The organism is Agrobacterium sp. D14 (assembly GCF_001526505.1).
Lineage (GTDB): Bacteria > Pseudomonadota > Alphaproteobacteria > Rhizobiales > Rhizobiaceae > Agrobacterium > Agrobacterium leguminum.
Genome location: NZ_ASXX01000005.1, coordinates 74,499 through 96,239, shown reverse-complemented (window position 1 = coordinate 96,239; position 21,741 = coordinate 74,499). Strand labels below are relative to the sequence as shown.

The 21,741-nt window shown below is 60.7% G+C and carries 25 protein-coding genes; 19 read left to right on the top strand and 6 right to left on the bottom strand.

All coding sequences use genetic code 11. From position 1 onward, the window contains the following. The first annotated feature begins 148 nt into the window (after positions 1-148). Positions 149-1,240 carry a bifunctional transcriptional activator/DNA repair enzyme AdaA gene (locus tag L901_RS04570; protein ID WP_059753888.1) on the top strand — a complete coding sequence of 364 codons (1,092 nt, stop codon included), beginning with the start codon at positions 149-151 and terminating at the stop codon, positions 1,238-1,240. Between the two features lie 297 nt (positions 1,241-1,537). Here L901_RS04570 and L901_RS04565 read toward each other — a convergent pair whose 3' ends face one another. Together L901_RS04565 and L901_RS04560 are read right to left on the bottom strand one after the other, a co-directional pair. Continuing rightward, positions 1,538-2,722 carry an AI-2E family transporter gene (locus L901_RS04565; protein WP_020813172.1) on the bottom strand — a complete coding sequence of 395 codons (1,185 nt, stop codon included), beginning with the start codon at positions 2,720-2,722 and terminating at the stop codon, positions 1,538-1,540. Positions 2,723-2,864: 142 nt separating this feature from the next. After that, on the bottom strand, positions 2,865-3,725 hold the full coding sequence (locus L901_RS04560; RefSeq protein WP_059753904.1) for a VOC family protein: 861 nt from the start codon (positions 3,723-3,725) through the stop codon (positions 2,865-2,867). Between L901_RS04560 and L901_RS04555 the strand changes: the two genes are divergently transcribed. The 5 genes from L901_RS04555 to L901_RS04535 all read left to right on the top strand — a co-directional run bounded on the left by L901_RS04555 (position 3,708) and on the right by L901_RS04535 (position 6,457). Next, positions 3,708-3,956: a hypothetical protein gene (locus tag L901_RS04555; RefSeq protein WP_059753907.1), complete on the top strand. Its 249-nt coding sequence runs from the start codon at positions 3,708-3,710 to the stop codon at positions 3,954-3,956. The genes L901_RS04560 and L901_RS04555 overlap by 18 nt on opposite strands. A gap of 47 nt (positions 3,957-4,003) precedes the next feature. Continuing rightward, entirely contained in the window at positions 4,004-4,414 is a 411-nt protein-coding gene (locus tag L901_RS04550) for a universal stress protein (RefSeq protein WP_003522284.1), read from the top strand. Positions 4,415-4,535: 121 nt separating this feature from the next. Beyond that, positions 4,536-4,856 (top strand): TraR/DksA C4-type zinc finger protein, encoded by a 321-nt coding sequence (locus L901_RS04545; protein ID WP_059753885.1) that lies wholly within the window; start codon positions 4,536-4,538, stop codon positions 4,854-4,856. Between the two features lie 318 nt (positions 4,857-5,174). Further along, positions 5,175-5,843, top strand: coding sequence for a hemolysin III family protein (locus L901_RS04540; RefSeq protein ID WP_059753883.1), 669 nt, complete (start codon positions 5,175-5,177; stop codon positions 5,841-5,843). 116 nt (positions 5,844-5,959) lie between these two features. After that, positions 5,960-6,457 (top strand): GNAT family N-acetyltransferase, encoded by a 498-nt coding sequence (locus L901_RS04535; RefSeq protein WP_059753880.1) that lies wholly within the window; start codon positions 5,960-5,962, stop codon positions 6,455-6,457. A 212-nt stretch (positions 6,458-6,669) separates the two neighbouring features. Here L901_RS04535 and msrB read toward each other — a convergent pair whose 3' ends face one another. Then, positions 6,670-7,077 carry a peptide-methionine (R)-S-oxide reductase MsrB gene (gene msrB / locus L901_RS04530; protein ID WP_003522288.1) on the bottom strand — a complete coding sequence of 136 codons (408 nt, stop codon included), beginning with the start codon at positions 7,075-7,077 and terminating at the stop codon, positions 6,670-6,672. A 253-nt stretch (positions 7,078-7,330) separates the two neighbouring features. On the opposite strand from msrB, the gene L901_RS04525 reads away from it, so the two are divergent. From L901_RS04525 to L901_RS04480, 10 genes are all read left to right on the top strand, one after another. Next, entirely contained in the window at positions 7,331-9,715 is a 2,385-nt protein-coding gene (locus L901_RS04525) for a putative monovalent cation/H+ antiporter subunit A (protein ID WP_059753878.1), read from the top strand. Further along, positions 9,712-10,131, top strand: a complete 420-nt coding sequence (locus tag L901_RS04520) for a Na+/H+ antiporter subunit B (RefSeq protein ID WP_059753875.1) — start codon at positions 9,712-9,714, stop codon at positions 10,129-10,131. Before L901_RS04525 ends, L901_RS04520 begins: the two co-directional genes overlap by 4 nt. Next, positions 10,131-10,508, top strand: coding sequence for a Na+/H+ antiporter subunit C (locus tag L901_RS04515; protein WP_003509263.1), 378 nt, complete (start codon positions 10,131-10,133; stop codon positions 10,506-10,508). Before L901_RS04520 ends, L901_RS04515 begins: the two co-directional genes overlap by 1 nt. 18 nt (positions 10,509-10,526) lie before the next feature. After that, entirely contained in the window at positions 10,527-12,104 is a 1,578-nt protein-coding gene (locus L901_RS04510) for a Na+/H+ antiporter subunit D (protein WP_059753873.1), read from the top strand. Further along, entirely contained in the window at positions 12,101-12,580 is a 480-nt protein-coding gene (locus L901_RS04505; protein ID WP_003522293.1) for a Na+/H+ antiporter subunit E, read from the top strand. The genes L901_RS04510 and L901_RS04505 overlap by 4 nt, the downstream gene beginning before the upstream one ends. Next, on the top strand, positions 12,577-12,963 hold the full coding sequence (locus L901_RS04500; RefSeq protein ID WP_003522294.1) for a cation:proton antiporter: 387 nt from the start codon (positions 12,577-12,579) through the stop codon (positions 12,961-12,963). Before L901_RS04505 ends, L901_RS04500 begins: the two co-directional genes overlap by 4 nt. Continuing rightward, positions 12,960-13,292: a monovalent cation/H(+) antiporter subunit G gene (gene mnhG / locus L901_RS04495; protein WP_059753870.1), complete on the top strand. Its 333-nt coding sequence runs from the start codon at positions 12,960-12,962 to the stop codon at positions 13,290-13,292. Before L901_RS04500 ends, mnhG begins: the two co-directional genes overlap by 4 nt. A gap of 433 nt (positions 13,293-13,725) precedes the next feature. Next, positions 13,726-14,154: a MucR family transcriptional regulator Ros gene (gene ros / locus L901_RS04490; RefSeq protein ID WP_003509257.1), complete on the top strand. Its 429-nt coding sequence runs from the start codon at positions 13,726-13,728 to the stop codon at positions 14,152-14,154. A gap of 388 nt (positions 14,155-14,542) precedes the next feature. Continuing rightward, positions 14,543-14,965 (top strand): helix-turn-helix domain-containing protein, encoded by a 423-nt coding sequence (locus L901_RS04485; protein WP_059753868.1) that lies wholly within the window; start codon positions 14,543-14,545, stop codon positions 14,963-14,965. Next, entirely contained in the window at positions 14,958-15,785 is an 828-nt protein-coding gene (locus L901_RS04480; RefSeq protein ID WP_059753865.1) for a DUF6456 domain-containing protein, read from the top strand. Before L901_RS04485 ends, L901_RS04480 begins: the two co-directional genes overlap by 8 nt. Before the next feature lie 3 nt (positions 15,786-15,788). On the opposite strand, the gene L901_RS04475 is transcribed toward L901_RS04480, so the two are convergent. Together L901_RS04475 and L901_RS04470 are read right to left on the bottom strand one after the other, a co-directional pair. Continuing rightward, positions 15,789-16,205 (bottom strand): SufE family protein, encoded by a 417-nt coding sequence (locus tag L901_RS04475; RefSeq protein ID WP_003522298.1) that lies wholly within the window; start codon positions 16,203-16,205, stop codon positions 15,789-15,791. A 197-nt stretch (positions 16,206-16,402) separates the two neighbouring features. Then, positions 16,403-16,828 (bottom strand): DUF5330 domain-containing protein, encoded by a 426-nt coding sequence (locus L901_RS04470; protein WP_003522299.1) that lies wholly within the window; start codon positions 16,826-16,828, stop codon positions 16,403-16,405. 488 nt (positions 16,829-17,316) lie between these two features. Between L901_RS04470 and L901_RS04465 the strand changes: the two genes are divergently transcribed. From L901_RS04465 to L901_RS04455, 3 genes are all read left to right on the top strand, one after another. Continuing rightward, a complete protein-coding gene (locus L901_RS04465) occupies positions 17,317-18,849 on the top strand; it encodes a HAMP domain-containing sensor histidine kinase (protein ID WP_059753862.1) in 1,533 nt (510 codons plus the stop codon). Next, positions 18,821-19,720, top strand: coding sequence for a peptidoglycan-binding protein (locus tag L901_RS04460; RefSeq protein ID WP_059753902.1), 900 nt, complete (start codon positions 18,821-18,823; stop codon positions 19,718-19,720). The genes L901_RS04465 and L901_RS04460 overlap by 29 nt, the downstream gene beginning before the upstream one ends. 264 nt (positions 19,721-19,984) lie before the next feature. Then, positions 19,985-20,338: a DUF1491 family protein gene (locus L901_RS04455; protein WP_059753859.1), complete on the top strand. Its 354-nt coding sequence runs from the start codon at positions 19,985-19,987 to the stop codon at positions 20,336-20,338. A 54-nt stretch (positions 20,339-20,392) separates the two neighbouring features. Here L901_RS04455 and L901_RS04450 read toward each other — a convergent pair whose 3' ends face one another. Next, a complete protein-coding gene (locus L901_RS04450; RefSeq protein WP_245289585.1) occupies positions 20,393-21,328 on the bottom strand; it encodes a DUF2336 domain-containing protein in 936 nt (311 codons plus the stop codon). Positions 21,329-21,741 lie beyond the last annotated feature (413 nt).

Sequence of the window (21,741 nt, the reverse complement as noted above, 5' to 3'; positions counted from 1 at the left end):
CTGCGCGCCACCTTCTCCCCGGCGGGGAGAAGAAATATGCCGCACCGGCTTGGCCAAACGGCGCGGACGAAACGAGCCGACAACATCTCCCACATCCATGCCCGTTTTTCGGCGGCGCGGGCAAAAAAATTGCGCTAGCATCCTCCCCATGATGCTGTTCAAACGCCCCGACACCGAAACGCTCTATTCCGCCCTTGTGAACAAGGACCCCGCCTATGAGGGCGTGGCCTATGTATGTGTGACGTCGACGAAGATTTTCTGCCGCTTCACCTGCACGGCGCGAAAGCCGAAGATCGAAAACTGCCGGTTCCGCGAGACCATCGCCGAATGCCTGGAAGCCGGTTTCCGTCCCTGCAAGCGCTGCAAGCCGATGCTCGCCTATGGCTCGGCCGATGAGACCGTGACGTCGCTGCTGACGGCGCTGGAAAACGAACCGGCCCGTCGTTGGCGCGAGGAGGATGTGGTGGCGTTCGGCCATGATCCGTCCACCGTGCGCCGCACCTTCAAGCGTCGTTTCGGCATGAGCTTTCTGGAAATCGCCAGATTGCGACGGGTAGGCGATGCTGCGGAAAGCATCGCTTCCGGCGAAGCGGTTATCGGCGCGCAGATCGATGCAGGTTACGAATCCGGCAGCGGTTTCCGCTCTGCCATCAATCAGTTCTTCGGCTCTTCGCCCGCCGCCATGAAGGGCAAGGGGTTTTTGAAGGGTGACTGGATCGATACGCCGATCGGCCCGATGCTCGCCGTGGCCGACGATCATGCCCTGCATCTCCTCGAATTCGCCGACCGGCCGGCGCTTCCGGCCGAGCTGAAGCGGCTGAAGACGCGCACCGGCGCGGATATGGTGCTTGGCCGGACGGCTGTGACCGGCCAGATCGAAGCGGAACTCAAGGCCTATTTCGCCGGGCATTCGGCCGCCTTTGAAACCCGACTTGCCAGCCACGGCACACCCTTCGAGCGCGATGTCTGGCGCAACCTGCGGGAAATCCCGGCGGGTGAGATCGTCAGCTATTCCTCGCTCGCAACCGCCATGGACAGGTCATCCGCCGTGCGCGCGGTCGCGCGTGCCAATGGCGCCAACCAGATCGCCATCGTCGTGCCGTGCCACCGTGTGCTCGGCGCGGATGGCAGCCTGACCGGCTATGGCGGCGGGCTGTGGCGCAAGAAATGGCTGATCGAGCACGAGCGCCGCATGGCGAGCGCGCAGGGGGAGACGCAGGGAATGCCGCTCGCTTCCTGAGCGGACTGACTGCTGGTTTTCAGGAGGTTTTCGATTGACGGTCGGCGCGTGGGGTTTACCCCCCTCTGCCCTGTCGGGCATCTCCCCCTCAAGGGGGGAGATCGGCAGGAGGCGCTACCGCCATTTCATTCTCAACGTTGAGATGGGCGAAACCTCGCCGCAGATCGATCTCCCCCCTTGAGGGGGAGATGCCCGGCAGGGCAGAGGGGGGTAAACCCCACGCGCCGGCCGTCAAAGGACAATCTCCTGACAGCTCAAACCCGGGGCGCTTCGCACTTCCCGCCGGAAAACCGTCGGTCAATCCGGCAGTTTCGGCACCACCCGGCGCGAGGGAAACAGCTCCCGCGTCACCGTCATGGCGATCAGCGACAGCGGCAGCGCCAGCATGGCCCCGGCCGCCCCCCACATCCACGTCCAGAAGATGATCATCACGAAGACGAGGAAGGGGTTTATCTCCATGTTTCGGCCCACAACCGCCGGAAAGGCGAGGTTTTCCATCAACAGGTGAATGGTGAAGAAGATCGCCGCGGGCAGAAGCGCCAGAATGATGTTGTCATGGGTGATGATGCCCGCCACCGTCAGCGAAATCGTCATGGCCGTGATGCCGAGAAACGGCACGAAGCTGGAGAGGAAGGCGAACAGCCCCCAAAGAAGCGGCATGGCCAGTCCGCCGAAATAGGCGATGACCACCATCGTCACCCCAAGCCCGGCATAGATCAGCGCCGCCGTGGCGAAATAGGTGCCGAGCACCTCTTCCACCGAACCGATGATGCGGATGGTGCGCAGCCGCTGGTGGCGGGCCGGAAAGGCCATGATGATCGCCTTGCGCAGCCGCAGCCGGCTATAGAGAAACATCAGCAGCGCGGCGAGGAAGATCAGGCCCTGAATGACGGCCGGGGTGACGTTGGAGCCGAGCACGGAAATGATTTCGCCGCTGCGCGAAATCAAAGATTCCATCGACATCGAGCCCAGACTGAAGCTTGCCGCCGAAATATTCAGCCATCTGAGGCTTTGCAGATAGGGCAGGAAACGGTCGATGCTGCGCTCCACCAGCGCCGGCCCTTCCGAAGCGAGAAGCGAGAGCGGCTCGGTCAGCGAATTGACCACGAAGAACATCACCGCCGCCACGAGGCTCGATAAAATAAGCGCGACGCCGAAGCCGGGAATGCCGTAGGAACCAAGCTTTTCGGCGGCGATGCCGAGGATCATGCCCACCACGATGGCCATCACCACCGGAATGAGGATGAGCGACAATTCGTGGATGACCGCCATCAGCATGATGAGGAAGATGCCGATCACCGACCAGGCGACGACCACATCCAGCGCTTCGCGGCCAAGCGGCTGCTGGCTGCGGGCATCGTCGCGTCGCGACGTGGATGGCGGGGCCTCCAGCGGGTCCGCCCTCGTGATCGGAACGGTTCCGGCTGTGGCGCCGGCTGCGACCGAATTGCCGGTCTTGTCCGGTCTGGCATTTTCATTCATCGAACGGTCCCCCAATCAGGTGACAAACGTTCGAAAAATGTGGCGGTTCCGGGGCGGCGCAAATTTCCGCCGCCCCTTTTTGCAATTGGAGCATGCCGAGCAAAAATGGAGCCCGGATTCCCGGCCGCAAATGCGGCAATCTTTATGCGGAGAGCTTTAGCCCGATGCCCCACGGATCTTTGAGGACAATGCCATCACTTTGCCGCTCTGTGGCGATTTCCAGTCGGTCGAGCGCGGCAATCGCCGTCTCGAGCGCGGCCGGCTCGTTGAAGGTCAGCGAATAGCCGGAAAGGCCGGTCATATTGTCCTTGCGGGCCGCAGCACCCCGGCTGTTCCAGATATTGGCGGCGACGTGATGGTGATAGGCCCCGGAACCGAAGAAGCTCGCGCCGGGATAACGCGCCATGATCTTCAGCCCCAGCACATCCTGATAAAATTCATCCGCCTGCGGAATATTGCCGACCTGCAGATGGATATGGCCGATGGCTGTTCCTTCCGCCGCCCCGGTAAAGGCTGTCTTCGGCGCGCTGTCGTAAAGCGCCTGCAGGTTGAGGCCAAGGGTGGCCATCTCCACCGTGCCGTCCTGCTGGTAGGTCCATTCATCCGGCGAACGGTCGCGATAGACTTCGATGCCGTTGCCTTCCGGGTCGGCAAGATAGATCGCCTCGCTGACCAGATGGTCGGACGCGCCCTGAAACTGGACATTGTTATGGGCGGCATGCGCCAGCCATTGGGCCAGATCGTTCCGGCTCGGCATCAGGAAGGCGGTGTGGAACAGGCCCGCCGCGTTGCGCGGCGCGCGTTCCGCCGTGCCGGAGGTGGAAAGTGTGAGCAGCGGTTGGCCGCCCACACCCAGCACTTCACCGCTCGGGTTCTTTTCAAGAACGGAAAGACCGATGATCTTCCGGTAGAAATCCGAAACGCGCGGCAGATCGTGAACGACGAGGTGCGCCTGGCCGACATAGGCCGGCCGCGTCAGGGCGAATTGTTTGATTTCACTCATCATGATCTCCATATTGAATCCGAAGCGCCCTGGGGCGGATCGGTCGCCGAAACCATCGGCCGACGCCGCTTTGCGGCGTTTGTCGAAGGCGAATATGGGCTGGTTTCGTCGTTCAGCAAAGATCGTCGTCTGGCGATTGACCGTCCACTATTCGTTGACAATGCCCCGTTCCGGCCCGGCTCCGGCTTTGACTTCGATCAAGGTGAAGGCCGTGCCGAAGGGGAAATATAAGCCTAGCCCGACACGCTAAACGGCGGATCAAGCCAAAGGAGACAGCCATGTACAAGAAGATCATCGTACCGGTAGACCTCAGCGCCACCGACAAGGGGGAAAAGATTCTCGAAAAGGCCAAGGCGCTTCTGGATCCTGATGGTGAGATCGTTCTCATCAATGTTGTCGAGGAACTGCCGGGCTATATGGCGATCGACCTGCCTGTCGACCTGATCGAAAACGCCATCAAGGACGCCAAGACCAAGCTTTCGGACATCAAGACGAGAGCCGGTTTCAAGGGCAGCCAGGAAATCAGAAGCGGCGCGCCCGCGCGTGAAATCATCGCCGCCGCCGAGGAACACAAGGCCGATCTCATCATCATCGCGTCGCACACGCCGGATTTCAGCAATTATTTCATCGGCGCCACCGCCGACCGCGTGGTGCGCCACGCCAAATGCTCGGTGCTGGTGGACCGATAAAAGCCTGACGTTTCAGGGTTGTGGGCGGGTTTTCCGCCCCCCAAGCATTCCCAGGAAAAGTGGAATCCGGTTTTCCGTCTGGAAATGCGACGATACAAGAAGATCGGCTGGAGGAAAAAACATGAATGTCGAAAGTTACGAGAAAATCCTGCGTGACCGCCAGCGCGAGCTTTATCGCCGCCTGCACAAAATCGAAGCCGATTTCGAAGAGCCTCGCAATCCCGATGACGAGGATCGCGCCACCGAACGCAGCAATGACGAGGTGCTGGACGAGTTGGGGCAGGTGGGTCAGGACGAGCTGCGCGCCATCGACGCAGCCCTCGACCGTATCGCTACCGGCACCTTCGGCACCTGCGTCAAATGCGGCAAGCGGATTTCGGAGGATCGATTGAAGGCGGTGCCCTATACGCCGTTTTGCCAGGAATGCGCTGCGGCATTGTGAGGGCAGGGGAAAGCGTGACTGGGTTTCTTCTCCCCGCCGGGGAGAAGGTGGCCCGAAGGGCCGGATGAGGGGGCAAGCTCTCCGAACACATCCACCCTTGCCCCCTCATCCCGCTGCCGCGGACTTCTCCCCGGCGGGGAGAAGAAACAAGCGTCTACCGCTCGCTCCACAGGCAATTGTTCTGGCCGCAGGGCAACCTGCACCTCTCCTTTCGCAACAGCCTCGAACGCAATTTGATTGCCGTTAACCGGGCGCTGTCTTGTTCCTGTCTAATATTGTCTCCATGCTTTGAGGACAGCACGCAGACGGGATTGGACTATGAGCGATTTATGGCGGTTCGGGCGCCAGTATGATTTTCACGAGATTGTCGCCGATGGCATCGTCCATGGTGTCGGCATCGTGTTTGCGCTTATCGGCGCCACGGCGCTGATTTTCTACGCGACCGCCTGGGGGACGCTCAGCGCGATCGCCGCCGCGTGGATTTACGGTCTCGGCCTCGTCGCCTGTCTCTCCGTGTCCTTCACCTATAATATCTGGCCGCACTCCAGGGTGAAATGGTTCCTGCGCCGGCTGGATCATTCGGCGATCTTCATCCTCATCGCCGCCACCTATACGCCCTTTCTGATGCGCGGCATCCACGATCCACTGATCGCCGTCATGCTGGGGCTGATCTGGCTTGCGGCGCTGTGCGGCATCCTTCTCAAATGCCTGTTTCCCGGCCGTTACGACCGGGTCGCCATCGGCCTTTACCTCGCCATGGGCTGGAGCGGCGTCATGGTGGTGGGGCCACTGTCGTCGCATTTGGCACCCGTCACGCTCTGGCTGATCGTCGTCGGCGGCGTCATCTATTCGCTCGGCGTCATCTTCCATGTCTGGGAAAAGCTGCGTTTCCAGAATGCCATCTGGCACGCTTTCGTGGTCGCCGCCGCCGCCGTTCATTATTTCGCCGTGGTCACCTCCTTCAGCCTCGTGCCGCTGGCATCCTGAAGAATGCGCCCCGATGGCGCATGGGTACTGGACAGCCATTCGCATCATCGCCTAATCCTCGTGCAGAGGGCGGCCGAAAATACCGCCGCTGCAAGCAGGAAAAAGGGTGAACGACAATGAGCGTGCAACTGCGCGACGCGACCGTGGACGATCTCTCCGGCATCATGGAGATTTACAATGATGCGGTGCTGAATACGACCGCGATCTGGAACGACGTGCTGGTCGATCTGGAAAACCGCAGGGAATGGTTCGCCGTCCGCACGTCACGCGGTTTTCCGGTCATCGTCGCAATCCTCGACGGCAAGGTCGCAGGTTATGCTTCCTATGGCGACTGGCGGGCTTTCGACGGTTATCGCCACACCCGCGAACATTCGGTCTATGTGCATAAGGATGCGCGCGGCCACGGCATCGGCAAGAAGCTGATGCAGGCGTTGATCGATCATGCCTCGGGCAACGATGTGCATGTGCTGATCGCCGCCATCGAGGCGGAAAACACCGCCTCCATCCGCCTGCATGAAAGCCTCGGCTTCAGGGTCGTCGGCCGGTTTTCGGAAGTCGGCACCAAGTTCGGCCGCTGGCTGGATTTGACGTGCATGGAGCTGAAGCTGAACTAGTTCCCGGGCGGGTTGCCTAGAGAAAGTGGCCCCGGCGCGGGACGTCCAACCTCTCCTCCGTCATCCTTGGGCTTGTCCCAAGGATCTAACCACGTCGAATTAAATCAATCGGTTGCAGATCCTCGGGACAAGCCCGAGGATGACGCTGAGTGCTTGGGGTGGACGTCCGCAAACCGACGTCGCATGCCGTATAGGCGTTACCCATTGCCCAATCAAACCGGCTCGAACACCATCGAATGGCCGTTGATGCAATAACGCAGGCCGGTGGGCTTCGGGCCGTCCGGGAAGACGTGGCCGAGATGGCCGCCGCAATTGGCGCAGCGGATTTCCGTGCGCACCATGCCGTAGCTGGCGTCGCGATGTTCCGTCACGGCGCCCGGTTTTACCGGCTCGAAATAGCTCGGCCATCCGCAGCCGGCATCGAATTTCGTATCGGAGAGGAACAGCGGCTCGTCGCAGGCCGCACAGCGATAGAGGCCTTTCTGGAATGTATCCCAATAGGGCCCGGTGAAGGCGCGCTCGGTGCCGTGTTCGCGCAGGATGCGATATTGCTCCGGCGTCAGCTGCTCACGCCATTCGGCATCGCTCTTTTTGATTTTTGGGGATGTCAGATCGCTCATGGAATGATCCTTTCTGTTCCCGCCTCAAATAGTCATCGCGGAGGCGGATTGAAAGGGGATGGGCGTCATAACGCGTTCGTTATGGGCCGGGAGTACCGATTTGGGTTGAGATGGCTTTGTCTATGCCTTAGAGCATTTCCAGGAAAAGTGGAGCCCGGTTTTCCGCCCGGAAATGCGCTCTAACTGAAAAAACGATTTGAAGAAGAACGCCATTATTGGCGCGCAGGGATGGGGGACATCCCGGGAGATGTGAATGACATCAGATGTCACGCCGTTGACATTCCTGTCGCTGTTTCTGCCGTTTCTGGCAGCGCTTGCCGCACCCGCCCTGGTTAAAAGGTTCGGTCACAATGCGGCGTGGGTCCTGGCGATTGCGCCTGCTCTCGCTTTTGCGCATTTTGCGCTGATGCTGCCGCAGATCGCGGCAGGCGGGGTGGTGACCGGCGGTTATGCCTGGGTGCCGAGCTTCAATCTCAGCTTCTCCTGGTTCATCGACGGCCTGTCGCTGACCTTTGCGCTGCTGATCACCGGCATCGGCCTGCTGATCGTGCTTTATGCGGGCGGTTATATGAAAGGCCATCCGCAACAGGGCCGGTTCCTATCCTTCCTGCTGCTCTTCATGGGCGCGATGCTGGGCGTCGTGGTTTCCGACAGCCTGCTGATGCTGTTCGTCTTCTGGGAACTCACCTCCATCACCTCCTTCCTGCTGATCGGCTTCGACCATGAGCGCGCCGCCTCGCGCCGCGCCGCGCTGCAGGCGCTGGTGGTGACGGGCGGCGGCGGTCTGCTGCTGCTCGCCGGGCTGATTTTCATCTGGGATATCAGCGGCGTGACGCAACTGTCGATGCTGGTGCGCGGCGGCGATGTCTTGCGCGACAGCCCGTTTTATCTAGCCGCGCTGCTTCTGGTTCTCGGCGGCGCCTTCACCAAATCGGCGCAGTTTCCCTTTCATTTCTGGCTGCCCAACGCCATGGAAGCGCCAACGCCGGTATCCGCCTATCTGCATTCGGCAACCATGGTGAAGGCCGGCGTCTATCTGCTGATGCGCCTCAACCCGGTTCTCGGCGATACCGCCGCCTGGCAGATCCTGCTGCCCTTCTTCGGCGGGCTGACCATGCTCACCGGCGCGCTGCTGGCCGTGCGCCAGACCGATCTCAAGCTGATGCTCGCCTATACGACGGTGTCGTCGCTCGGCCTGCTGGTCATGCTGACGGGTTTCGGCTCCGATCATGCCATCGAGGCGGCGGTGCTTTATCTGGTGGCGCATTCGCTGTTCAAGGGCGCGCTGTTCATGGTCGCCGGCATCATCGACCATGAGACCGGCACCCGCGACGTGACGAAGCTCGGCGGCCTCAGAAAAGCCATGCCGATCACCTTCGCGGCGGCGCTGGCGGCTGCGATTTCCATGGCCGGCCTGCCGCCTTTCTTCGGTTTTCTCGCCAAAGAAGAGATTTATTACGCGCTGGCGCATGGCAATCCGCGCGCCGTGCTGTTCACCGGCATCGCCATCCTCGGCAACGGGCTGATGTTTGCCGTCGCCTTTGCGGTGGCGCTGAAACCCTTCCTCGGCAAGCCGGTGAAGACCCCGAAACACGCGCATGAAGGCCCGCTGCTGCTCTGGCTCGGCCCGGCGCTTCTGGCGCTGAAGGGGCTGACGATTGCGCTCTTTTCCGGCATCGCGCATTTCTACATCTCCACCCCGATGGCGAGCGCCATTGCCGGCGAGGCGCGCCCGGTGGAAATCTCGCTCATTCCCCATATCGGCGTGCCGCTCGGCCTGTCGCTGCTCACCATCGCGCTCGGCATCGTCCTTTATACGCAGCTTTCCGCCGTCCGTGGACTGATCGACCGCACCTTCAAGGCGCTGGGGGCGGGGCCGGACAGGGGCTTTGACGTCTTCATCGAAATGCTGGTGAAAGTCTCGTTCCACATCACCCGGCTCATTCAGCCGGGCAGGCTGGAATTTTACGTCACCGCCACCTTCGCCGTCATCGCCGCCGTGCTGCTGGTGCCGCTGTTCCTTTATGGCGAATTGCCGTCCATGCCGTCCTGGCCGCGCGATATGCCCATCCATGAGTTGACCTTCATCGCCATTGCCGTGGCGGGCCTCATCGCAGTGCTGACGGCGTCGAGCCGGCTCACCGCCATCATCGCGCTCGGCATTCAGGGCTTTGCGGTGGCAGTCATCTTCCTGCTCTTCGGCGCCCCCGATCTGTCCTTCACGCAATTCATGGTCGAGACGCTGTCGGTGGTCATCCTGACGCTGGTGATGACGCGGCTTCGCCTGTCGCCGTCAGACCATCGCGGCCTTGGCCAGAAGCTGCTGGACAGCACCATCGCCATCGCCTGCGGAACGGGCTTTGCCCTGTTCCTGATGCGCGCGACCGAGGCGAGCTTCGACAGCCGCCTGACGGATTTCTACAACACCTATTCCAAGGTCATCGCCCACGGCGCCAATGTGGTCAACGTCATCATCGTCGACTTCCGCGGCACGGATACGCTCGGTGAAATCGCTGTCGTGATGATAACGGGTCTTGCCATTCTCGCGCTGATCCGCATCCGCCCGGCTGCTGCCATCAAGGGGCTCGCCGTCAAGGGATCGGCCAAAACCGCGAAGAAGAAAGGAGCGCGGGCATGAACACGCTCATTCTGCGCACCGTCGCCCCTGTCGTCACCAGCCTCATGGTGCTGTTTTCCATCTTCGTGCTGCTGCGCGGCCATAATGAGCCGGGCGGCGGCTTCATCGGCGGCCTGATCGCGGTCTCGGCGCTGGCGATCTATGGCATCGCTTATGGCGTCACCGCAGTCAGGCGCGCCATCATGTTTCATCCGCTCGCCATCGCCGGGGCGGGGTTGCTGCTGTCCATGCTTTCCGGCCTCGTTTCCATCGCCGCCGGCGTGCCCTTCATGACCGGGCTGTGGGTCTATCCGAACCTGTTCGGCGTCGAAATACCGCTCTCCACCGTCATGTCCTTCGATATCGGTGTCTATCTCGTCGTGGTCGGCGCCATCACCTCCATTGCGCTGGCGCTGGAAGAAAGGGAAAGCGACTGATGGAAGCGGTCTTCTCCATTCTCGTCGGCATCTTCTTTTCGGTGGCGATCTATCTCATGCTGTCGCGCCACAGCATCCGCATGCTGCTCGGCATCGCCATTCTCGGCAATGCGGTGAACCTCTTGCTGTTCACGGCAGGCAGGCTGACGCGCGAAGTGCCGCCGATCATTCCGCCCGGCATGGATACGCTGCCCGCGGGTGCGGCCAATCCGCTGCCGCAGGCGCTCATCCTCACGGCAATCGTCATTTCCTTTTCCTTCTTCTGTTTCCTTCTGGTGCTGACCTGGCGTGCGTTTCAGGAACTGCAGACTGACGACACGGACGAAATGCGCACCGCAGAACCCGCAGGCGAGCCCTTGCCGCCGCTCGGTTATTGAGCGGCGAGGCTGAGACACATGGCATCCTCCACCCCTTCCGCAGTCACCGATCTTTCCGCAGCGCTCGTCACGACGCCCGTGCCGCTGTCCGACTGGCTGATCATTCTTCCCATCGCGCTCTGCATTGGCGCAGGCGCGGTGCTGATGATGATGCGCCACGCCATCCGCCACCACGCGACCGTCGCCATCGCGGCGCTGTTCCTGCTGGTGCTGCTCGATGCCGCGCTTTTGTGGAAGGTCGCCACTGAAGGCCCCTTCACCATGGTCATGGGCCGCTGGTTGCCGCCCTTCGGCATTGCCTTTACCGCCGACCTGACGGGCGCGCTGCTGTCGCTTGCTGCCGCCATCGTCGCACTTGCGGGGGCCATCCATGCCGGCGCGGATATCGACGCCAGCGGCAGGCGCTACGGTTTTTATCCCTTCCTGATGCTCTTGATGGCCGGTGTCACCGGCGCTTTCCTGACCGGCGACATCTTCAACCTCTATGTCTGGTTCGAGGTGCTGCTGATCTCGTCCTTCGGCCTGATCGTGCTCGGCTCGACGCGCGAGCAGATCGACGGCGCGCTGAAATACGCCATTCTGAACCTCATCGGCACAACGCTGTTCCTGATAACGGTCGGTTATCTCTACGCCATCTTCGGCACGCTCAACATGGCCGATATCGCCCAGAAGGCGACCGGGCTGCGCGGCTCGGCGCCGCTGATGACGCTTGCGAGCCTGTTCGTGCTCGCCTTCGCCATGAAGGCCGCGGCCTTCCCGGTGAACTTCTGGCTGCCCGCTTCCTATCACACGCCGCGCATTGTCGTTTCCGCCCTGTTCGGCGGCTTGCTTACCAAGGTCGGCATCTATTCGCTGCTGCGCGTCATGGTCATGCTGTTTCCGGTCGAGCGGGAAGAACTCAGCATCGTCATCGCCATCTCGGCGGCGTTGACCATGGTGCTCGGGGCCATGGGCGCGCTCGCCCAAAACGATATCCGCCGCATGCTCGGCTATATCGTCATATCTGGCATCGGCTACATGATGGCCGGCATCGCCATCGGCACGCCGTCGGGTGTCACCGGCGCCATTTTTTACGCGCTGCATTCCATGGTGCTGATGACGGCGCTTTATCTCGCCGCCGGTCATGCGGCCCGCCTCGGCGGCGGTTTCAGCCTCACCTCGCTCAGAGGCCTTTACCAGCAGGCTCCGTGGTTTTCGGCGCTGGCGCTGGCGCTGTTTTTCGCCGGTTCCGGCCTGCCGCCCTTTTCCGGCTTCTGGCCGAAGGCGGTGCTGGTCAAGTCGGCGATCGATATCGGCGCCTGGTGGCTGGCTGGCGCCATTCTCGCCTCCGGCTTCATCGCCACCATCGCTTTCGGGCGGATCTTCCTTTTGTGTTTCTGGCGTCCCGTTGCGGCATCCACCGGTCAGCCTTCCGTGCCGCAGGCGTCGCCCTCGGCAGCGCCGTCTTTCGCGCCGCTGGTGGGGCTGACGGTGCTGGTGGTATTCTTCGGCCTGTTTCCGGAAAGCCTGCTCAATCTCAGCCAGCAGGCGGCCGCAGGCCTCGCTAATCCGCAGGCCTATATCCAGTCGGTCTTTACCGAAGGGGGCAAACCATGAGCCTCTATCTCGTACAATTGCTTTTCGTTGCCGTATGGCTCGCCGTGACAGGCAGCGTCACGCTCGCGAACATCATTTTCGCCCTTGTCGTTTCGACGCTGGCGCTCGGCATCATCCGCCACCAGCTTCCGGGCGGGCGTAACCACTGGCTCAGGCTTGTCCGCGTGCTGTCGCTGGTGCTGCTGTTCTTCAAGGAACTGGCGCTTTCCGCATGGAAGGTCGCCGTGCTGGTGACGCGGCCGAAGCTCGACGTGCAGCCCGGCATTTTCGCCTATCCGCTGACGGTGACGACGGATTTCGAGATCACGCTGCTTGCCAATCTCATCACGCTCACCCCCGGCACGCTGTCGGTCGATGTTTCGGCGGACAGGAAAACGCTTTACGTGCATGCGATCGATTGCAGCGATATCGAAGCCACGAAAAACGACATCCGCAACGGCTTTGAAAGAAAGATCATGGAGGCGTTTCAGATATGACGCCGGAACAAATAGTTTCATTTGCAACTATACTTGCATCGGTTGTTCTGTCGGCCGCCTTTTTGCTGACAGTATATCGCGTCGTCGTCGGCCCCACCTTGCCGGACCGTATCGTTGCGCTCGACATGCTGGTGGGCATCGCCATCGGCTTTATCGCAGTCATCGCCATCCGCACCGGCTTCAATCTTTACGTCGATATTGCCATTGCGCTCGGGCTGGTCGGTTTTCTGGCAACGGTTGCCTTCGCCCGCTTCGTGCTGTCGCGCGGCCCGGACGGCCGGCGCAGGCCAGCGGCGGTTCTCGATGGCGAAAGGGCATCTGAAGCCATTGAAAAAAATATGGAAAAAGGTGTCGCCAACAGAAAAGGAAAGGGCAGGCGATGATGGCTTGGATCGTGGCTATTCTGGTTGCGGCGCTGTTGATCTCTGGCGCCATTTTCTCTCTGATCGCGGCAATCGGCCTCAATCGGCTGCCGGATGTCTATACCCGCATGCATGCGGCTTCCAAGGCGGGAACGGTGGGGTCCGGCCTGCTGCTTCTGGCTGTCGGCATCCATTCCATGGAAATATCGACGCTGGCGCGGGCGCTCGCCGGTTTCTTCTTCTTTGTGCTTACCGCGCCGGTCTCGGCACATCTTCTTGCCATGGCCGCTCACAAGGCAGGTTATCCGCTTGCCGTTAAATCGGTAGTTGATGACATCAAGAAAATTTGAAGTTGAAAATCCCCCTAATAATTGGGGGTATTCATTTTCAATTACTACTTGGCATAGTATTTTATTACCCGTAATTTTTTGTATTCCGATTAGACTGTTTTGAACTGAAAAATTCACAATAGGAATTTGACTTTTGCTGTTTTGCTGTTATCCAAATTAAGTGTAAAGTTGCTAATCGCGATTTGCATCTAGCCTCTTCATAGTCGGCATAGGCATTTTATTAATGTCTAATCTATGGCCCATCGGACCATTGCTGCCCATGTCGCGGGCCATAAGTTGAATCTCGGACCAATTCGTTTCCGGTTTTCGCTCGAAATCTAGGGGTAGGTTTCATGTTGGTTTCAACAAGGCGAAGGTGGGGCACCGGGTAACTTCACATCGCTCGATGCGGCGTTCGCCCGCGTCAGGGGATCAATAAACAGGAGATACTTAAATGACGGAAACTGCATACGGTAACGCCCAGGATCTGCTGGTCGAACTGACTGCGGATATTGTGGCTGCCTATGTTAGCAACCACGTCGTTCCGGTAACTGAGCTTCCCGGCCTTATTTCGGATGTTCACACGGCACTCAGCGGAACATCGGCACCGGCATCGGTGGCGGTCAATGTCGAAAAGCAGAAGCCTGCCGTCTCCGTCCGCAAGTCGGTTCAGGATGACCACATCGTCTGTTTGGAATGTGGCGGCTCGTTCAAGTCGCTCAAGCGGCATCTCACGACGCATCACAGCATGACGCCGGAAGAATATCGCGAAAAATGGGACCTGCCGGTCGACTATCCGATGGTTGCGCCCGCCTATGCCGAAGCCCGCTCGCGGCTCGCCAAGGAAATGGGTCTCGGTCAGCGCCGCAAGGCCAGCCGCTGATTTTAAAGACGGTCCGGCTGCTGTCCTGACAGATAGCCGGAAGTCGCAAGGCAATACGGCCGGTCCTTTGACCGGCCGATTTCGTTTCTGGGGTTCGAAGACCTCACCTCCGTCCTGCCGGCCCCCCGGCATCCAGCTACGGCGCGTCTGCGCCGTGAGAGTGGTCTTTCGCGATCGAGAACCGCATCGCACCAGACCCGGGAGCCGTTCCCTCGACCGACTTTTATGTCGCGCAAAATTTCGATTGAGGAAAAAAATCCTTTATCGCACACATCAATTCTGCAAAAATAAAGCCGTATCAATCGCATAATCCTCCATGCCAAATTTGCGCTTCCCCATGCTTGCTCTCAGGTGTATGAATTAATTCCTATTCGTAGAGGAGTTGCATATGCCGTCGGATACTGTGTTTCTGCCTGCCGCCGCGCGGCCTTGCGTGCGGGTCGGTGATCGTCCCTTTCGTCATTGGCCGTCTGCGGCCGGGCGAGATGAGATTTCCCGTCTTTGCCGTCTGGTACGGCAGCTCACCGGCGAGATGGTGCAATTGACGGGCGATCGAACGCTGGTGCGCCGCGACAGCCGGCGCACGGAATGCCACATCCGCCAGATCGCCATGTATGTGTGCCATGTGCAGCTCGGCATTCCCATGTCGGATATCGGGCCATGTTTCGGCCGTGACAGGACGACGGTTGGCCATGCCTGCCAGGTGGTGGAGGACCGGCGTGACGAACCGGCATTCGATGAGTTCGTCGCCGCGCTGGAGCGGCTCACCGGCAGTATCTTCAACGCGATGAAAGGCGCCCGGGATGAGTGAGGAAAAAAGCGCCCCGGTTGCCTCCCCGAACCCTCATCTCCTGCGGCTGCTGCGTTGCATCGCCGCGGGCGCGGCCGAGATGTCGCAGGAGGGCGGCGATATTGTCCTGCGCCGGGCGCGGGCGGGCCATCACGCGCTACGGTTTCCGGCCGCGACGGTGCGGTTTGCCATTTCCTCCGGGCTGGTCGAGCAGCGGGACAACATCCTTTCCGCCGCACCGCCGCTCGCCTCCTGCCTGAAACGTGCAATGGCAAAAGACCGGGACGAGGTTTTTCAGGAACAGCACCGGCATATGCAGACGGTTATTGTGGATGTCGGCGATGTGAAACAGCCGGCCCGGCGCAATCTCAACACCTCTCCCCTGACCAGCCTTGCAAGGCTGAAGGAACGGGACGGTGCGGCGTTTTTCCCGGCGGATGCTCTTGAGGCGGGCGAGCGCCTCGCCGCCGATTTTCATCGCGGCCATCTCAACCCGAAGGTAACAGCGACATGGGAGCCGAGAATAGCGAACCGCACAAAAGGCGAGGCGGGAGGCGCGCTCGATCTCACCGAGGCGGCAATGGCCGCAAGAACGCGGTTTTCCCGCGCGGCCGATGCGATGGGGCCTGAACTGTCGGGCGTCGCCATCGATATCTGCTGCTTCGAAAAGGGGCTGGAGACGGTGGAGCGCGAAAGGCAATGGCCGGCGCGGTCGGCAAAACTGCTGCTGCGCGCCGCACTGTTGGCGCTTGCCCGCCATTATGCGCCGCCTGCGGCCCGCGCCGGCAGGAAGGATCACCATTGGGGCGATGCAGATTATCGCCCGTCGATGGCGAGGTGAAGGTCAGGCGGCCAGCAGCCGGGCTTCCTCGCGGATGCGCTTGATCATGGAGCGCAGGCCGTTAGCGCGCTGCGAAGACAGATGTTCCACCAGCCCGATCCTGTCGAACACCTCAATGGCGTCGAGACCGGCGATTTCGGAGGCTCTCTTGCCGGAATAGACGGCGAGCACGATGGCGACGAGGCCGCGCACGATATGCGCATCCGAATCGCCTTCGAAGGTCAGGAGAGGGTCTTCCGCACCATTGCTGTGGCTGACGAGCCAGACCTGGCTTGCGCAGCCATGCACCTTGTTCTCGGCCGTGCGCTTGTCTTCCGGCAGATCGGGAAGCGCCTTGCCGAGTTCGATGACATAACGATAACGATCCTCCCAGTCGTCGAGGAAGGCGAAGTCGTCAAGGATCGTTTCGAGAGAGGCCATTTGCGCGCCGTATCATCCATTATTGCAGGTCTTTGTTAGGATATAGGCGAAGTGCGGCCGGTTTTGAACCATGGCCCATGAAAAAGCCCACGGAAATCAGGTTTCCGTGGGCAAGTCAGGCAGGCAATCGGCAGCCGGATATTTTTGGCTGCAAAGAGAGTGCCGCGCGGTGGCCGGCAAGGATCAGGGAAACAGTATCAGGGAGCAGGGCGCTTCTGCGGCAGGGGAATGACGGTGCCGGTCTTCAGCATGTCGGCATCCTTCGGAAATTCGACGCTGACGACCGGGGCTTCGGCCAGTTTTTCGGTCTCGGCCGCGAGTTCAGCGGCGGGGGCGGGCTTGTCACCGGAAGCAAGCTGCTTGTCCAGCAGTTCATAGGCCACCTTTGCGCCTTCCTTTGCCCGCTCGCCGAGCGCATGGAAGGTTTCGGCGCCCTTGACGCAGACATCGGGCTTTTCGATGCAGATGGCGCTGACATAACGATAGGCTTCACCGGCGGCCGAAACGGCGCTGGGAATATCGAAGGCCGAAGGTTCCTTGGCCGGATCGTTGCTGCTGCCGAAATAGGACAGCGCCACCAGCACCAGCGAAAACCAGAATGTTCCCTTGATCAGAAACCACATTGTCAGACTACCCTGCCAGACGATCTTTGTTTTCTAAAGCCCCGCCCGGTTTCGGGTCATCGGCCTTTGTCCCGTTTTTCGGGCTTGTGAAGAAGCTACACGCGACCGGCGAACAGCCGATTGCAAAAAGCGGCGCAATTTAATTCAAATTGTATCTATTCTCCTCGTATCGGGACGCCTGCCATCAATTCATTCGCATTTTAACAGTCCATGTTAAGCATAATTGCGACAGAGGCCGCGCGTTCCGGGCGAAAGCGGCGGAAAGCTTTGCCACAAAAGTTAACGCGATGGCAAAAATGAAGCGAAATCCGTCGCTTACCCGTCATTAACCATGATTGGCAAAGCTTCGAAGAAATGCCCCGTAATGGGACTGCGAGGCATTTGACGGGCCTTTGAGGCCATTCTTTTTATCCATTCCTTAAGCCGCCGCCTTCTATTGTCGGAGCCGTTAGAACCGCCTCAGGGATTCGGTGTTGGTATTGCGTAATATGAGAGAAAAAGCGGTCGCATTGGTCGACCATGCCGCAGGCAGATGGCTTGCGCGCATGGAAGAGGACGCCGAAAGGCGCGCCGGAACCGTTGCGCGCCTGCGCCGGCTGATCGCCTTCAGCGCCGTCGGACTTCTGGTGGTACCAGCCCTTTTCAGCCTCGTCTTCAGCCCCGCCATCGCGCTGCCCATCGGCGCTGCCCTGGTGCTGGCGCTGTTTCTGGCCGCCGCAGCATTGCTGATTGCCTTTTCGCGTCCCGCGCGCGGTGCGTCCTCCTTTTCCGCCTTGTCTGGCGATAACGACCTGATCGCCGCTACGCAGGTGCCGGGCCTCGTGCTCATGATCGGTGATACCGGCTTCGTCGAACACGTCTCCGGCCGCGATCTTACGACCTTCCCGGCCGATTTGCAGGCCAGCAAGGGCCATTCCCTCGTTGAATATGTCTATGTCTCGGACCGCATTGAACTGATGCAGGCTTTCGACCTGCTGCGGCAGGGCGAGGACAGGGCAACCGCCGAACTCCGCTTCGAGACCGGTGCAAAGTCGCGTCAGGCGCAGTTCATGCATGCGCGTATCGAGATGACGGCAATCCGCAGCGCCAGCGGCCGGCTGCGCCGCATCGTCGCCCAGCTTTCCGATGTCACCGAGATGGAACGCCTGCGCCGCGATGTCGCCCGCAAGGCGGCGGAGGCGGAATCGGCCAATGACGCCAAGTCGCGCTTTCTTGCCGCCGTCAGCCACGAGTTGCGCACGCCGCTCAATGCCGTCCTCGGTTTTTCCGATATTCTGGCCGGCGAATATTTCGGCCGGCTGGAGAACGACCGCCAGCGGGAATATGTCGGCCTGATCCGCCAGTCCGGCGCCCATCTTCTCTCTGTCGTCAACACCATGCTCGATATGAGCAAGCTGGAAGCCGGCCGTTACGAGCTGATGATGGAAAGCTTCCCGATTGCCGAGACCATCTCGTCCTGCGAGGCTATGCTCGGCCTGCAGGCGAAGGAAAAAGGCCTGACTTTGACCAGCCGCATCCAGCGCGGTATCGGCGAAATCTCGGCCGATCAGCGCGCCATCCGGCAGGTTCTGATCAATCTTGCCGGCAACGCCATAAAATTCACCGATGCCGGTGGTGTGGTGTCGATCGACGCCGCGCGTGAGGGTGCGATGCTGAAGCTGACGGTGAGCGATACCGGCATCGGCATCGCTTCCGACAAGATCGAACTTCTGGGCCAGCCTTTCATGCAGGTTCAGAATGAATATACCCGTCGCTATGAGGGCACGGGTCTGGGATTGTCCCTGGTCAAGGGGCTTGTGGCACTGCATGGCGGCACTTTCGCCATCGCCAGCAAGCCCGGCGAGGGAACGGTCGTAACGATCACCCTGCCTGCCGACGGTTCGGGCATGGCGGGTGGCGGCGAAAGCGCCGAAGCCGAAAGCATGGTGGAATTTCCGCCGCGCATCCGGCAGCTCGGCGATATGGCCGCAATGATGAAAAAGGATGGTGACGATGGCCCCGCGAAAGCGAAAATCGCCTAAGAAAACAACGGCCCAGATTGGCGCCGGGATTGTTTCCTTGGTGGTTTCGGCCATCGGGCGCGAAATCCTGCGCCATCCGAAACTGGTCGGCAGCTGCGGCGCCTTCGCGGTCGTCTTCGGTTTTGTCGCCGCCAATGCGCTCTGGTATCAGCCGGGCGTGCACCCGTCCCCTTTCCTGCGCACGCGCGATGCGGAAAACCCGAACGGCATTGCCGGTTATCGCCCGGCCGAGCCGCTCGGCACGCAGGGCAATGTCACCACCTTCCGCATAGAGCGACCGGCGGAGACGCAAAACGCGCAGCAGCCGGCGGCCGAAACGCCGGCGCAGCCCGTTGCCGAAAACCAGAAGCCGCAGCAGATCGTTGCCGATATTCAGGCCGAACTGAAGAAACGCGGGCTTTACGAAGGCGAGGCGGATGGCCGCATGGGCCCGCGCACCGCAGCCGCCATCATGTTCTTCGAAGAAACGCTCGGCATGGAACAGACCGGCGAGCCGACGACCCGCGTGCTGGCGGCGCTGCGGATAGACGGCGCGACGGTTGCCGCGATCCCCAGGGACCGGCCTGCCGATACCAGCGGCGGCATCGAGATCGACCCCGTGGCTGCCGCCATCCGCAAGGCGGAAGCGCCGCGCCCGAAGGCCGAACCGGCCTCCCTCAACAGCGCGGCCAAACCGGCAAGCCGCGATTTGATCGCCAAGATCCAGCAGGGGCTGATCAATATCGCCTATGCCGACGTGAAGGTGGACGGCGTGGCCGGCCAGCAGACCCGCAACGCCATCCGCGCCTTTGAGAAGCACTATCGTCTGCCGGAAACCGGTGAGCCGAGCGAGGCAGTGTTGAAGAAGCTGAAGTCGATCGGGGCGCTTTAGATTTTTACAGCGGCTGAGGTGCGTGGGGCTTACCCCCCTCTGCCCTGCCGGGCATCTCCCCCTCAAGGGGGGAGGTCGGCAAGAGGCTCTTTCGCGGCACCATTCTCAAACGTTGAGATGGGCGAGACCTTGCCACAGATCGATCTCCCCCCTTGAGGGGGAGATGCCCGGCAGGGCAGAGGGGGGTAAAGCCCCGCGCACCTTCGTCCGCCTAAAATCAGCATTGCGAAGCCCGCCCCACCATTTCCATTCGAAAGCACCCCCATGCGCCTCAAATCCGAAATGTTCGTCTCAGCCCTCATCCGCCGCGTTTTCGCCGCCGGCGGATTTGCCGCTGTCGAAAAGAAGGGGGCGGAGGAGGCGGGGGCGATTTTCATTCGTCAGCGCCTGCGCGATGGCCGCGAAAATCTCTACGGACCCGCGCCGCAGAGCTTTGCCGATGACGAGGACATCCGCGCCGAGCGCCGTTTCGAAACGCGCCTTGCCGGTGCGGATGGCGAGGAAAGCGCCGCCCTTCTTGAGAGGGAACGACGCTTCGACAGCGATCTGTGGGTGGTGGAGATCGAAACCGATGAGATCGGGACTCTGCTGACGCTGGTGGACCAGCCCAAGGCCTAGAATCGTCCGGCAATGGCCGCTTCTTCAATCCGTGAAGATGAAGGCCAGCCGCACTTACCCTTGCGTCCCGGTTCTCTGCGCAGCCGGTGCGCTGCGGTCCGGCCGTTCGCGACCATGCGTATAGCTGTCGGCCCGCCGCCAGCTCTCCAGCCGCTCTTCGCATTCCACGATGTCGAGACGGTCGAGCAGGGCTTCGGCACGGCTCATATCGCCTTCGGCGGCGGAAAGATGCGGATAGAAGCATTGCAGCACGAAGGCCGCCTCGGAGAATTCCATGCCAAGGCCGGTCAGCGTCGTTGCCAGCTGCGCGCCTGATATATCGAGCATGATGCGCTCCGACAGCCAGTAGCTCGACGACAGCGAATCCGCCAGCGCCACCGCGAATTGCCGGGCATTGCGCTCGCGGGCGAAACGCACCAGCAGCGCTTCCTGCACTTCGCTCAACCGGCGAAGGCCGAGAACGTCGCTTTCCGGGCGGTTGAGGTGATGCGCCATCTGCTTGATCCGCTGGCGCATTTCCTCTTCGAGCGCGGAAGCGGCGGCGATGTTGTCCATCTTTTCTTCCGCTTTCGGCTCTTCAGGGCTTTCCGCCGCCTGCGGTTCGGTAGCCGTCGTCTGTTCATCCGGCCGCTTCAGATCTTCGGCGTGACGCAACCCGACAAGCGCATCGATGACGGTGGGGGAGAGGTCTTCGCGGCGCACGATGGCGCGCGCATGCGCCGCCCCTTGCGTGCGGGCAATGGTGATCAGCGTGTCGTCATCGAGGCATTTGGAGGAGATGAGGAAGGGCGCTGCAAGCGAAATCGGCTGGCAGGCGATGAAGAAGGCGACAGCCGAAGGCACGCTCGGATGCTGGGAGAGCGCGGCGATGGCCTCCCGCTTGGCTTCGTCGGTGGAGGCGTTGAAAAGCGGCATGAAAAGTTCGGCGAACTGCCGAAGGTCCGTTTTTGACGGATGGGAGACATTCTCGAAATTCGTCACGGTGGCCATCAGCACCACATCTTTCTTCCTCACGGCTCTTGGCCTCTCAAGTTCTCGAAACCGGTCGGTCAACGCACTACCCAACAAACGCAAACACAATATCGGCTCAAATTAGAGCAAATGCGTTGACGTCCTGTTAACTATGGGGGGTGGCAAGAGAGAATCCGCCTCTATCAACAAGCAAATTTTAAAACCTTGATGACGGACGAAAAGCCGTGGAACTTTACCGCATCGCCTTTGTTTTCAAGGGGTGCGGCTCCGGCCGCAATAAGTTGGGGTCCGGCAATTAAGGTTAACGGATCATTAACCTCTGTCTGTTTGTAATTTCATGGGCAGTATTAGGATTCCATGTTATTCTTATCGACGGAATAAATGCAAAAATGGCATGCGAAGCCTGAATCTGCGCACGATCCCCTTATAAG